Source organism: Pseudomonas sp. KH_050 (assembly GCF_057838875.1).
Genome location: NZ_CM174478.1, coordinates 4,427,189 through 4,440,194, shown reverse-complemented (window position 1 = coordinate 4,440,194; position 13,006 = coordinate 4,427,189). Strand labels below are relative to the sequence as shown.

The 13,006-nt window shown below is 59.9% G+C and carries 11 protein-coding genes and 1 pseudogene; 4 read left to right on the top strand and 8 right to left on the bottom strand.

Annotated elements, in window-relative coordinates; all coding sequences use genetic code 11:
* Positions 1-20: 20 nt before the first annotated feature.
* From AC3IUA_RS20125 to AC3IUA_RS20110, 4 genes and pseudogenes are all read right to left on the bottom strand, one after another.
* Positions 21-1,160: a mannitol dehydrogenase family protein gene (locus AC3IUA_RS20125; protein ID WP_489356638.1), complete on the bottom strand. Its 1,140-nt coding sequence runs from the start codon at positions 1,158-1,160 to the stop codon at positions 21-23.
* Positions 1,161-1,170: 10 nt separating this feature from the next.
* Entirely contained in the window at positions 1,171-2,181 is a 1,011-nt protein-coding gene (locus tag AC3IUA_RS20120; protein WP_489356636.1) for a zinc-binding alcohol dehydrogenase family protein, read from the bottom strand.
* Between the two features lie 480 nt (positions 2,182-2,661).
* Positions 2,662-2,823, bottom strand: a pseudogene (locus AC3IUA_RS20115) (NCS1 family nucleobase:cation symporter-1); the annotation flags it as partial.
* Between the two features lie 467 nt (positions 2,824-3,290).
* Complete coding sequence (locus AC3IUA_RS20110; RefSeq protein WP_489356634.1) at positions 3,291-4,025, bottom strand: phosphoadenylyl-sulfate reductase; 735 nt, start codon at positions 4,023-4,025, stop codon at positions 3,291-3,293.
* Between the two features lie 174 nt (positions 4,026-4,199).
* Here AC3IUA_RS20110 and thrH point away from each other — a divergent pair, with 174 nt between their 5' ends.
* Positions 4,200-4,817, top strand: coding sequence for a bifunctional phosphoserine phosphatase/homoserine phosphotransferase ThrH (gene thrH, locus AC3IUA_RS20105; RefSeq protein ID WP_489356632.1), 618 nt, complete (start codon positions 4,200-4,202; stop codon positions 4,815-4,817).
* A gap of 338 nt (positions 4,818-5,155) precedes the next feature.
* On the opposite strand, the gene pabB is transcribed toward thrH, so the two are convergent.
* The 4 genes from pabB to rloA all read right to left on the bottom strand — a co-directional run bounded on the left by pabB (position 5,156) and on the right by rloA (position 9,703).
* Positions 5,156-6,499, bottom strand: a complete 1,344-nt coding sequence (gene pabB / locus AC3IUA_RS20100) for an aminodeoxychorismate synthase component I (protein ID WP_489356631.1) — start codon at positions 6,497-6,499, stop codon at positions 5,156-5,158.
* Between the two features lie 143 nt (positions 6,500-6,642).
* Positions 6,643-7,629 carry an alpha-L-glutamate ligase-like protein gene (locus AC3IUA_RS20095; protein ID WP_489356629.1) on the bottom strand — a complete coding sequence of 329 codons (987 nt, stop codon included), beginning with the start codon at positions 7,627-7,629 and terminating at the stop codon, positions 6,643-6,645.
* On the bottom strand, positions 7,629-9,161 hold the full coding sequence (gene rloB, locus AC3IUA_RS20090) for an osmotic stress tolerance membrane protein RloB (RefSeq protein ID WP_489356627.1): 1,533 nt from the start codon (positions 9,159-9,161) through the stop codon (positions 7,629-7,631). Before rloB ends, AC3IUA_RS20095 begins: the two co-directional genes overlap by 1 nt.
* A gap of 5 nt (positions 9,162-9,166) precedes the next feature.
* Complete coding sequence (gene rloA, locus AC3IUA_RS20085; protein ID WP_489356625.1) at positions 9,167-9,703, bottom strand: retropepsin-like aspartic peptidase RloA; 537 nt, start codon at positions 9,701-9,703, stop codon at positions 9,167-9,169.
* A gap of 282 nt (positions 9,704-9,985) precedes the next feature.
* Between rloA and AC3IUA_RS20080 the strand changes: the two genes are divergently transcribed.
* The 3 genes from AC3IUA_RS20080 (at position 9,986) to prpC (ending at position 12,932) form a co-directional block, all read left to right on the top strand.
* Entirely contained in the window at positions 9,986-10,708 is a 723-nt protein-coding gene (locus AC3IUA_RS20080; RefSeq protein WP_489356623.1) for a GntR family transcriptional regulator, read from the top strand.
* A complete protein-coding gene (prpB, locus tag AC3IUA_RS20075) occupies positions 10,705-11,595 on the top strand; it encodes a methylisocitrate lyase (RefSeq protein WP_489356621.1) in 891 nt (296 codons plus the stop codon). The genes AC3IUA_RS20080 and prpB overlap by 4 nt, the downstream gene beginning before the upstream one ends.
* Before the next feature lie 209 nt (positions 11,596-11,804).
* Positions 11,805-12,932: a bifunctional 2-methylcitrate synthase/citrate synthase gene (gene prpC / locus AC3IUA_RS20070; RefSeq protein ID WP_489356619.1), complete on the top strand. Its 1,128-nt coding sequence runs from the start codon at positions 11,805-11,807 to the stop codon at positions 12,930-12,932.
* Positions 12,933-13,006: the final 74 nt, after the last annotated feature.

The window sequence follows — 13,006 nt, the reverse complement described above, 5'->3', positions numbered from 1 at the left end:
CAACGGTTCTGATGCGCCGCTCAGTGCTGGCTGAGCAGGGCGGCCCGCAGCATCGGTTGCTCAAGGCCCGGCGCGACCCGCGCGGCGAGCTCGACCAGGGGCAGCAAGCGGCGCTGTTTCTTGTCTTTATGGTTAGCGGCAATATCAGCGATACGGTGTTGCAAAAACGGGTTGGCGAAGCGCTCGCGCACGCTGTCGATGTAGCGCTGGGCGGCGTCGAGCTTGCCCAGGGCAGCGAACACCGGGAGCACTTCGTTGGCCCAGAGGGTTTCCAGGTCATTGCGCAGCGCTGGGCTTTGCATGGCTTGGTAGACGGTCTCGGTGCCGGGCCGGGTATCGCTGAGCCAGCGCTCGGCCAAATAGCTGTGGCCCAGGTTCAGGGTAAACAGCTTGAGGCGCTCGAAGTGGTCCAGGTCATCGGTGAGCACAATGGCCTCGTGGCTGCAGGGCAGGGTCAGCCCCACTTGTCGCTCGATCGCCCACAGGGCATAGGGTTCGGCGACCGCTCCCACCGGCTCCAGGGCCTGGGAAACGATGCGGTCGACCAGCGAGTTGGCCCAGCGGCAATTCTGCGTCAGGTAAGCCTCGAATGCCGCGCCCAGTGCCCAGCTGCGCGCCAGGCCGACCAGCAGGTCACGCAGCACATCGCCGTTGCGCGCCACCAGTTCGCAGGGGAACAGCGACAGGGTGGAGTGCGCGTCGTGCTGCCAGCGGTCGTGCAGCAACACCAGCAGCTTGGCCGGGAAGCTGATCGGCGCCGGGGCGTCGGCGGCGAGCAGCGCGGGGGTGTCTTGTGGGGCCAGTTGATAACCCTGGTCACCGGTATTGGAGACCACCACCTTGACCTGCTCGACAAAGCCCTGACGTAGCGCCGGCCACTGCTGGGTGGCATGCACCGCGCGGCTGACCGCCGAGGCCCAGAGGTTATGCTCGACCGCCTGGCCGTTGTCGACCCCTTGGATCAGCACCCGGTACGGCGTGCCACTGGCCAACGCCGCGGTGCGCGCGGTGCTGGCCGGGCTGTCGGTACTCTGCACCACGGCAATGCGGCCCAAGGCATCGCCACGCTCCAGCGCTTGGGACACGAACAAATCGACGTGGGCCTGGAGAAACCGGCTGGTGCCAAACTGCAGGATCGGCGGGAATTGGCTATCGCTCATCGCCACGCTCCTAGCACTCGATAATGGCTTTGACCACGCCTTGCTGCGGATCCAGCAGGGTGGTGAATGCGTTGGCAACTTCGCTCAGCGGGATGCGATGGGTGTTCAGCGCCTGGTCGGGGATCAAACCGTCGCGCAGGCATTGCTCGACGTGGCGGAAGTCTTCGACGGTGGCGTTGCGGCTGCCCATCAGGGTGGCTTCGCGCTTGTGGAACTCGGGGTCGGAAAAGGTGATCGAGTCGCGCACCACCGAGATCATCACGTAGGTGCCGCCGTGGGCGATAAATTCGAAGCCGCGTTCCATGGCCCGGGCGTTGCCGGTGGCGTCGAACACTACGTCATAAAAGTCGCCTTCGGTGAGGTCGGCGAGGGCTTCTTTATCACCGTCGCCAATTTTCACCGCGGCGTGAATGTTCAGGTGCTTGCGGCAAAAATCCAGGCGGTCGTCGCGGGTGTCGAGCACGGTGACCCTGGCCCCGCGCAACCCGGCAAAAATCGCCGCGGCCATGCCAATGGGACCGGTTCCAACCACGAGCGCGCGCTGCTCGGCTTGAATGTTCGAGCGGCGCACCGCATGGGCACCGATGGACAAGAACTCGATCATTGCCGCTTGGTCCAGCGATACCCCCACGGCCTTATGGATGAACTGATGGGCGACGTTCAGGTATTCGGTAAAGGCGCCGTCGCAGTGCACGCCGAGCACCTGGATGCGGGTGCAGCAGTTGGTCTTGCCTTGGCTGCAGGCGATGCAGGTGCCACAAGAGATATACGGCATCACGTAGACCACGTCGCCGGCGACCAGGCCGCTGCCTTCGTCGCTGGCTTCGACGATGCCAGAAAACTCGTGGCCCATGACCCGCGGGTACTCAAGGTAGGGTTGATTGCCGGTGAAGATGTGCAGGTCAGTGCCACAAACCCCCACGCGCTTGACCCTGATCAGGGTTTCGCCGGGCTGGCGGGTGGGTATCGGGCTTTCGATTGCGGTGAGCGAGCGCGGCTCGTTACAGATCACAGTCAGCATTTTTATTCTCCGTCGATAGCGCGTGGGCTACGGGGTATTGGCAAGGCGAAAGAGGGGTGCGCAGGGGCGGGTGCTGCAGCAACGGGGGGATAGAGACAGGGCATCTGGACCTCCTCTTATTGTGTGCAGGCTTGAGTGCCGCTTGGATGATCACGTCTAGAAAACTACGCTCAGGAAGAAATATTGGCAAGACCAATTTATAAAAAAATTTAATTGGCCTTACCAGATTGAGCTGTATTCGAGCGTAAATGCAGGGTGCATTCGATTTTCTCGGGGGAACGCTGGGTGGTCGCAGGCCATTCAGGCGAAAGATGAAGTGCTGGGCGGTTGGCGGTGCTCGGTCAGCGCCAATTGGATCAGGTGATCATCGACGGCGGGGCATTGTGTTGGACGGGGAGCTGCCAGGGCTTGAGCTTCCTCGTTTGGCCGATTCTGTTGAGAAAGTCGGATTTTCAGCGGGCCTGACTTCATCATCGAGCATTCAATGATCCGGCCGTTGATCTGGAACTGCGCTCCGCAAAGCGGCACTGTAATCCCCGTGAACACCAGGATATTCACCGGCAGGCTCCTGAAGCTTGGCGTCGCGATGACTGTGCATGAGCGTGGGCTCGACAAATCTTCGTCAAGGGCATCAAGCATCACTGGTTACGGGGCATCTGCAGCCTGTACGGGATAGGGCGCTTCAGGCTTGCGGATATAAAGTGTGTGTATGCTTTTAATTAATTGTATACAGAATACGTATGCACTTAAGCCAGATTTATGCCAGTTAGCGATCAATGAGTTTCAGCGTTAATTTCGTTTTGTTATCGAACGGATATAAGTAATTGAAAATTTAGCGATATAAATTGACCGATTGAACAGGTATTTATTTTTCAGAGAGGTTTGTGGCAAAGGTCGACTGAGGAAGTCAGGAGAGAAGGTTGTGACTTTTTGAGGCCCGCCACAGAACCTGTAGGAGCTGCCGCAGGCTGCGATCTTTTGATCTCGCTCCTGGGCAATCCTCAGAACCGCCAAAAGATCGCAGGCTGCGCCAGCTCCTACGCCGACCTTAACCTCTCTCGTTGGGTGCAGGGACAACATACAAGGAGCAAGCCCGCTCCCACAGGAGGTCAGGCCTTGCTGATAATGTTCCCGGCATGCAGCCCGCATTCTTTCTGCGTGGCTTCTTCCCACCACCAACGACCTTCACGCTCGTGCTGGTTGGGCAGGACTGGGCGGGTGCAGGGTTCGCAGCCGATGCTGATGAAGCCACGTTCATGCAGGCTGTTGTACGGCAGCTCGAGCATGCGGATATAACCCCAGATCTCTTCGCTGGTCATTTGTGCCAACGGGTTGAATTTGTAGAGGGTGCGTTCCGGGGTGGAGAAGGCGCTGTCGATTTCCATCACGGCGACCTGGCTGCGGGTTCCCGGGCTCTGGTCGCGGCGCTGGCCGGTGGCCCAGGCGCTCACGGTGGAGAGTTTACGCCGCAGCGGTTCGATCTTGCGGATGCCGCAGCACTCGCCATGGCCGTCCTTGTAGAAGCTGAACAAGCCCTTTTCCTTGACAAAGGGTTCGAGTTTGCTTTGATCCGGCGAGACCAGTTCGATCTGGATCTGGTAGTGCTCGCGGACTTGCTCGATGAACCGATAGGTTTCCGGATGCAGGCGGCCGGTGTCGAGGCTGAAGACCTTAACGTTCTTGTTCAGCTTCCAGGCCATGTCGACCAGCACCACGTCTTCGGCACCACTGAAGGAGATCCACAGGTCATCGCCGAACTGCGCGAAAGCCAGTTTGAGAATGTCCTGGGCGGACTTGTTGGCATAGGTCGCGGCGAGTTCAGCGACGTCGAACGATTGGCTCATCAGGGCGGTTTCCTACAGGTCGGTGGCGCTTAGCGCTCTAGATAGGCTCGATAGTAACAAAAACCGACGGCGGCTGGCCTGCTCCTCTGCGTTGCGCCGGTCGGAGCTTATCGCTAGAGTTCGGCTGTCCTTTTACCCGCTCAACTCAATAAACATTAAAAATCGGAGTGTCCTGTGGAAATTGCCTGTCTCGATCTGGAAGGTGTGCTGGTCCCGGAAATCTGGATCGCCTTTGCCGAAAAAACCGGGATTGAATCCCTCAAGGCAACCACTCGGGATATTCCCGACTACGACGTGCTGATGAAGCAGCGCCTGCGGATTCTCGATGAGCACGGCTTGAAGCTGGCGGACATCCAGGAGGTGATCGCCACCCTCAAACCGCTGGATGGCGCCGTCGAGTTCGTCAACTGGCTGCGCGAGCGCTTTCAGGTGGTGATCCTTTCGGACACCTTCTATGAATTCTCTCAACCGTTGATGCGTCAGCTGGGCTTCCCGACACTGCTGTGCCATCGGTTGATCATCGATGCAAGCGGTCGGGTGAGCGATTATCAACTGCGCCAGAAAGACCCCAAGCGTCAGTCGGTACTGGCGTTCAAGAGCCTGTACTACCGGGTGATCGCCGCCGGTGATTCCTACAACGACACCACGATGCTGGGCGAGGCCGACGCAGGGATTCTATTCCATGCGCCGGAGAACGTGATCCGCGAATTCCCGCAATTCCCGGCGGTGCACAGCTTTGCCGAGCTCAAGCAGGAGTTTTTGAAGGCTTCGAACCGCGAACTCAGCCTGTGAATACCCTGTAGAAGCTGCTGCAGGCTGCGATCTTTTCCATCAGGCGACCCGATGCCACTGGGAAGCCTGAAAAGCACGATCAAAAGATCGCAGGCTGCGCCAGCTCCTACGCCGACCGGGCACACCTGTGAAATCGCAGGAACACGCCGACCGGGCACACCTGTGAAATCGCAGGAACACGCCGACCGGGCACACCTGTGAAATCGCAGGAACACGCCGACCGGGCACACCTGTGAAATCGCAGGAACACGCGATCCTGTAGGAGCTGCCGCAGGCTGCGATCTTTTCGATCAGGCGACCCGATTGCAGGAGCGTCCACGGAGAGTGCGAAGCACACATCAAAGGCCTTGCAAGGTCTCGAGCAACACCTTCACCTTGGTGATGGATTCCTGATACTCGGCCTGCCAGTCCGAGTCCGCGACTATTCCGCCACCACCCCAGCAGCAGACCTGCCGATCTTTGACCAGCAAGCTGCGGATGGCGATGGAACTGTCCATTTCCCCGCGCACATCCAGGTACAGCAATGAACCGCAATACAGCCCGCGGCGGGTCGATTCCAGCTCGTCGATGATCTGCATCGCGCGGATTTTCGGCGCGCCGGTGATCGACCCGCCGGGGAAGCTTCCGGCGATCAGGTCCAGCGCATCCTTGCCCTCGGCCAACTCGCCGGTGACGCTGCTGACCAGGTGATGCACGTTCGGGTAGCTTTCCAGGCTGAACAACTCCGGCACTCGCACCGAGCCAATTCGGCAAGTACGGCCCAGATCATTGCGCAGCAGGTCGACGATCATCAGGTTTTCCGCGCGGTCCTTGGCGCTGGCCAGCAGTTCGGCGGCGTTGGCCGCATCTTCGGCGGTATTCTTGCCCCGTGGCCGGGTGCCTTTGATCGGCCGGGTTTCCACTTGGCCTTCGCTGACTTTGACAAAGCGCTCAGGAGACAGGCTCAGCACTGCGCCGCCATCAGGCAGGCTCTGGAAGCCGGAGAAGGGCGTCGGGCAAGCCGCTCGCAGCGCGCAATAGGCGGTCCACGGGTCGCCCTCGCAGGGGGCGCGAAAGCGTTGGGCAAAGTTGACCTGGTAGCAGTCGCCAGCCTGAATGTATTGCTGGATGCGCAGGAACGCCTGCTCATAGTCGCTGGCACTGAGGTCGGCGCGCATCGCTGCGGTCAAGGTGAAGGCCTCACCCGGCGCGGTCGCAGGCTGGTTGAACAGCTCGATCAGACGCTGACGCTCGCTGTCGGCCAGGCTTGGATGAAACACCAGTTGGCTGGAGGTGCGCTGGTGGTCGGTGATCAACGCCCAGTTGTACAAGCCCAGGTGCGCATCGGGCAGTTGCAGATCATCGCGGGCCTGATGGGGCAGGGTTTCCAGGCGACGGCCGAAGTCGTAGCTGAGGTAGCCAATCAAACCACCGGCGAACGGTAATTGATAAGGTGGCGGCAGCTCGGCATCGCCGAGTCGGCGCAGATTATCTCGTAGCCGCTGGAGGAATTCGGCCCCGGGTTCCTCCGGCAATACCGTCAGTTGCTCCAGCGGCCAGGCGCTGAGCAGGTCATAGCGCCCGCGTTCGGCGCTCGGCCGGCCGCTGTCGAGCAGCACGGCACCGGGAGCATGACGAATCGCCGCGAAATACTCGGCAGGGTTGGCGCGATAGGGGAGTGGGTGTACGGAGCAGGTCAACATGCGGGGCAGATCAGTCTTCGGTGCGCGGCTGGCGATTGTAGTCCTCTGCAGGGATTGCTCCTAGAGGGGATGTCGGGAAGAGATAGATCAGGAGCGGCTGACGGGAAACTTGTGGCGAGGGGGCTTGCCCCCTCGCCACAGGATCAGCCCTCGACCGCCGGAATATGCCCAAACAACTCTTGTGCGAACTTCACCCGATCTTCAGCGGTTTCCTTGATGCCTTTGGCCTTCAGTTCTTCCAGGCGAGCTTCTACCGCATGGGTGCGCAGGGTCAGGCCGCAATCGTTGGCGATCTGGATGTTCAGGCCGGGGCGGGCGTTGAGTTCGAGGATCAACGGGCCCTTTTCCTGGTCCAGCACCATGTCGACACCAATGTAGCCGAGCCCGCAGAGTTCATAGCAACCGGCCGCCAACTTCATGAAACCGTCCCAATAGGGCAGCTGCACGCCGTCCACCGCGTTGGTGGTGTCCGGGTGTTTGGTGATGATGTTGTTCAGCCAGGTCCCGCGCAGGGTCAGGCCAGTGGCCAGGTCGACGCCGACGCCAATGGCGCCCTGGTGCAGGTTGGCCTTGCCGCCGGACTGACGGGTCGGCAGACGCAGCATGGCCATCACCGGGTAGCCCATCAGCACGATGATGCGGATATCCGGCACGCCCTCGTAGCTGATGCTCTTGAAGATCTGGTCCGGGGTCACGCGGTATTCGATCAGCGCCCGGTCGCGGTGACCGCCCAGGGAGTACAGGCCGGTGAGGATGCTGGAAATCTGGTGTTCGATTTCCTCGTGGCTGATGATCTTCCCGGAAACCGTGCGATAGCGACCCTCGAAGCGGTCGGCGATCACCAGGATGCCGTCACCGCCGGCGCCTTGGGCCGGCTTGATGACGAAGTCGTTGCGCCCGCCGATAATCTCGTCGAGCTTGTCGATTTCCTTCTCGGTGGAGATCACTCCGTACAGTTCCGGCACGTGAATACCGGCCCGGATTGCATGCTCCTTGGTGATGATCTTGTCATCGACAATCGGGTACAGGCTGCGCTTGTTGTACTTGAGCACGTAGTCCGCATTGCGCCGATTGATCCCCATGATGCCCCGGGCTTCCAGGGCCTTCCAGGTCTTCCAGAAACCGAACATTACGATTCAGCCTTGAGGAAGGCTTTGAAGCGCACCAGCTCGGTCAGGCGGTAGCCGCGATAGCGACCCATGGCCAGCATGAACCCCACCATGATCAACAGGATCGCCGGGAAGGTGAACACGAAGTAGATCAGCTCCGGCACGCTCATGATCAAGTGCGCCAGGGTGGCGGCGAACAACGTGCCGATCGCGACTTTCATCGCATGGCCGCCACCGCGTTCTTCCCAGGTGATCGACAGGCGCTCGATGGTCATGGTCAGAATCACCATCGGGAACAGCGCGACCGACAGCCCGCGTTCCAGGCCGAGCTTGTGACTGAACAGGCTGATGGCGGCGATGAGTACCACGACAAAGGTCAGCACCACCGACAACCTTGGCAGCATTTGCAGCTTCAGGTGTTCAAGGTATGAGCGCAGCGACAGGCCAAGCGCGGTAATGATGGTGAACAGCACGATGCCGAAGCCCAGTTGGGTCTCGCGAAAAGCCAGGGCAATCAGCACCGGGGTGAACGTGCCGAGGGTCTGCAGGCCGATCAGGTTGCGCAGGATCAGGATCACCAGCACGCCGATCGGGATCATCACCATGATCATGAAGGTCTGCTGGGTTTGCAGCGGCAGGCCGTAGAGCGAGTAGTCGAGGAAGTTGGCGTCGGAATTCTCGTCGGTCAGTTTGGCCAGGCGAATGGCGTTCATTTCGCTGTTGTTCATGCTGAAGGTGACGGTGGCTTTCTTGCCGCCATCGACGGTGATCAGGTTGTCATCACCGGTCCACCACAGCAGACGGTCGGTGGGCAGCCCCTGTTCGCCGGTTTCCGGGTTGAAGTACAGCCAGTCGGTGCCGTTGAAGCTGCGCAGCCAGAGTTCCGGGGTTTGTGGCTGGTCAGCCACCAGACGGATGGTATGCACCTTCTCCACCGGGACATGACCGATGGACAGCAGCAGTTCGACGATTTTCGCCTTGTGCGCCGTCGACGGGTCGCCGCCCAGCAGCAGTTTGACGTTGTCATCGTTGAGGTTGTTGACCCGTTTAATGGCTTCGCCAATGAAGGTTTCGACGTCTGCCGAGTGCTGGCGAATCGGTGCGAGCAGGGCCTCGAGGGCAACTTTTTCCGGGCCTTCGACGGCGATACTGTCGCGGAAGGTAGGGCCTTTGACCTTGAGTTTTTCTCCGGTGTAACGCTTGGTCAGCACCAGGCGGTAATAGAGGGTCTGGTTGCCCTTGGCGCGGCGTGCCGACCAGGTGACCTTGCGATTGCCGTCGACGCGGTTGACCGCCACCCCGTAGTTATTGGAGATGAAACTCTCGTTCAGGCTGACGTAGTCGCGGCTCAGCGGCGGCACGAACATCTGGATCTTGATCGGGTCCTTGGCGTTCGCGACGAACTCGACCTTGGCGTCGATGTTCCACAAGTCGTCGGTGGCATCTTCGGTCACCGGAATGCCAAGCACGAGGATCTGATAGGCCGTGATCGAAATGCCCAGCACCACCAGGATGGCGATCAGGATTTTCAGATGGAGGGTAATAGAGCGCATTGAAATTACTCTGCGGTAAGAGCGTCGGTGGCGCAGGCGGGTTTGCCGGCAGCGTATTTAAGGCTGGGGTCGACCAGCGCATCAAAGCGTTTCAGCGCTTCGGAGCCGATCAGGAGCGGGTATTGGAATGCACTTCGGTCGGTCAAGTTCACTTCAATGCTGCGTAAAGTGCTGCCCATGCAGATATCCAGGGCAATGACCGGGCGGGCGGTGTAGTTCTTGCCTTCATCGGGGTCGTAGTCGCCAGCGCGACGCTTGATCTTGCTGACCCGTGCCAGCGGGCGCTCGATCGGGTGCGAATGCGCAGCGTCGATCGCCAGGTAGAAGCGTACCCAGGACTCGCCGTTGCGTTTGAACCGCTTGATGTCGCGAGCGCTGAGGGAGGCGGTCTTGGCACCGGTGTCGAGTTTGGCGGCGACTTCCAGGTTGATCCCGGAAAGCTGAGCATATTCATTCAAGCCGTAAACGGTCTTCTCGGCGGCAGCACTCACCCCGGAGAGGCAGAGCAGGTAAAGCAATAAAAGGAAGGGCTTGAGTCTCATAAATCCTGGCGCGTTGCAGTGCGATCTTCAATTCAAGGCGACTGGCATTGCTGCGCAAACTCCCTCGTGTGCCTGCCTTATTAAGGCGACAGGCAAATGCGGGCGGCATTCTAGCATGCTGGTTTTATGGCGCCAGCGCCCGAGGGCGGCTATAAACAGAGCTTCTGCGTGGTTATGGTGCTGTTGGTTATTAGACGATTGTCGACAATACCTATTTTTCCTTTGACTGAATCCACTTAATTCGCTAGTTTTTGTCGCATTGGCTTACAAGGTGTCGACAATATGTTGGATCAACTCGATCCCCCACAGGTAATGCAGGACGATTCGGAGACGCTTTCCGAGAACGTGTTCCGGCGTATCCAGGCGGCTATCGTCAAGGGCGAGATCGCCCCGGGCAGCAAGATCTCCGAGCCGGAACTGGCGCGCACCTACGGCATCAGCCGCGGGCCACTGCGCGAGGCGATCCACCGGCTGGAAGGGCAACGACTGCTGGTGCGCATACCGCACGTCGGAGCGCGGGTGGTTTCCCTGAGCCAGGCCGAGCTGATCGAACTCTATGAAATCCGTGAATCCCTGGAAGGCATGGCCTGTCGCCTGGCCGCCGAGCGCATGACGGTCGAAGAAATCGACGAGCTGCGCCGGGTGCTCGAGACCCATGAGCGCGATGCGGCGTTTCAGGCCGGTGTCGGTTACTACCAGCAAGAAGGCGATTTCGACTTTCACTACCGAATCATTCAGGGCGCCGGCAACCGCACCCTGACCCAGATGCTTTGCGGTGAGCTGTACCAGTTGGTGCGCATGTACCGCATTCAGTTTTCCGTCACGCCTAACCGCCCGCGTCAGGCGTTCGCCGAACACCACCGGATTCTCGACGCGATCGCTGATCGCGACGGGGAACTGGCCGAGTTGTTGATGCGCCGTCACATCGGCGCTTCCAAACGCAATATCGCGCGTCACTACCAGGGCAGCGCCAATCCGACAGCCACTCCACGAGGTGAGTCATGAGTTCCAACAAGAGCACTCCAGGCCAGCGTTTCCGCGATGCGGTCGCCAGTGAACAACCGTTGCAAGTGGTCGGCGCAATCAACGCCAACCACGCCCTGCTGGCCAAGCGCGCCGGTTTCAAGGCTATCTACCTGTCGGGTGGCGGGGTGGCCGCTGGTTCCCTGGGCGTACCGGACCTGGGGATTACCGGTCTGGATGACGTGCTGACCGACGTACGGCGGATCACCGACGTCTGCGACCTGCCATTGTTGGTGGACGTGGACACCGGTTTCGGTTCCTCGGCGTTCAACGTGGCTCGGACCGTCAAGTCAATGATCAAGTTCGGCGCGGCGGCAATTCATATCGAAGACCAGGTCGGTGCCAAGCGCTGCGGTCACCGTCCGAACAAGGAAATCGTGTCCCTGCAGGAGATGGTCGACCGCATCAAGGCCGCCGTCGATGCCCGTACCGACGACAGCTTCGTGATCATGGCGCGTACCGACGCGCTGGCGGTGGAAGGTCTGGAGTCGGCACTGGAGCGCGCTGCCGCTTGCATCGAAGCCGGTGCCGACATGGTGTTCCCGGAAGCCATCACCGAGCTGGACATGTACAAGCTGTTCGCCAGCCGCGTGAAAGCGCCGATCCTGGCCAACATCACCGAGTTCGGTGCGACGCCGTTGTACACCACCGAACAGCTTGGGTCTGTTGGTGTGTCGCTGGTGCTGTACCCGCTGTCGGCGTTCCGCGCCATGAACAAGGCCGCGCAAAACGTCTACACGGCGATTCGCCGCGACGGCACGCAGCAGAACGTGATCGACACAATGCAAACCCGCATGGAGCTGTACGACGCCATTGATTACCACGTGTTCGAGCAGAAGCTTGATGCGTTGTTTGCTGCGAAGAAGTAAAGATCAAAAGATCGCGTTGTTTGGCGCTACCGCTAAAAGATCGCAGCCTCGCGTTGCTCGACAGCTCCTACGGGGATGTTGCCAGGCTCGGTCACCGCGCGCGTAGGAGCTGTCGAACAACGCGAGGCTGCGATCTTTCGGCATCACACAAAGAACCTGATGAAACACAACTTGCCGATTCCCTAACAAATTCAAGATTGGAGAGAGCAATGGCCGAAGCAAAAGTATTGAGTGGCGCCGGGCTACGTGGCCAGGTTGCCGGGCAAACCGCACTGTCCACCGTCGGACAGTCGGGCGCCGGTCTGACCTATCGCGGCTATGACGTTCGCGAACTGGCTGCCGACGCGCGGTTTGAAGAAGTGGCTTACCTGCTGCTGTACGGCGATCTGCCGAACAAGGCGCAACTGGCTGCTTACATGAGCAAACTGAGCAAGCTGCGCGACCTGCCGCAAGCCTTGAAGGAAGTGCTCGAACGCATTCCTGCCGACGCTCACTCGATGGACGTGATGCGCACTGGCGCTTCGTTCCTCGGCAATATCGAGCCGGAGAATGATTTCTCTGAGCAACATGATGTCACCGACCGGATGCTGGCCGCGTTCCCGGCGATCATGTGCTACTGGTATCGCTTCAGCCACGACGGCCTGCGGATCAACTGCGTTACTGATGAAGAGTCCATCGGCGGGCATTTCCTGCACCTGCTGCATGACAAAAAGCCGAGCGAGTTGCACCGCAAAGTAATGGATGTTTCGCTGATCCTCTACGCGGAACACGAATTCAATGCTTCGACCTTCGCCGCACGGGTGTGTGCATCGACATTGTCAGACATGTTCTCCTGCGTAACGGCGGCTATCGGTACCCTGCGCGGCCCGCTGCACGGCGGCGCCAACGAAGCGGCGATGGAAATGATCTCGCGCTTCAAGTCCCCCGAAGAGGCCATCAAAGGCACCCTCGGCATGCTCGAGCGCAAGGACAAGATCATGGGCTTCGGTCACGCGATCTACAAAGACAACGATCCGCGTAACGAAGTGATCAAGCGCTGGTCGAAAAAACTCGCCGACGAAGTGGGCGACAAGGTCCTGTTCCCGGTTTCCGAAGCCATCGACAAGACCATGTGGGAGCAGAAGAAGCTGTTCCCCAACGCTGACTTCTACCATGCCTCGACGTACCACTTCATGGGGATCCCGACCAAACTGTTCACACCGATTTTCGTCTGCTCGCGCCTGACCGGCTGGGCCGCGCACGTGTTCGAACAGCGCGCCAACAACCGCATCATCCGCCCGAGCGCCGAGTACGTCGGCGTCGAACAGCGCAAGTTCGTGCCAATCGAACAACGCTGACCGGTGGGTGCCTGACAGACGCTGAGATTTGTAGGTGGAAACCGGATCCTGTGGGAGCGGGTTCACTTCAAGCC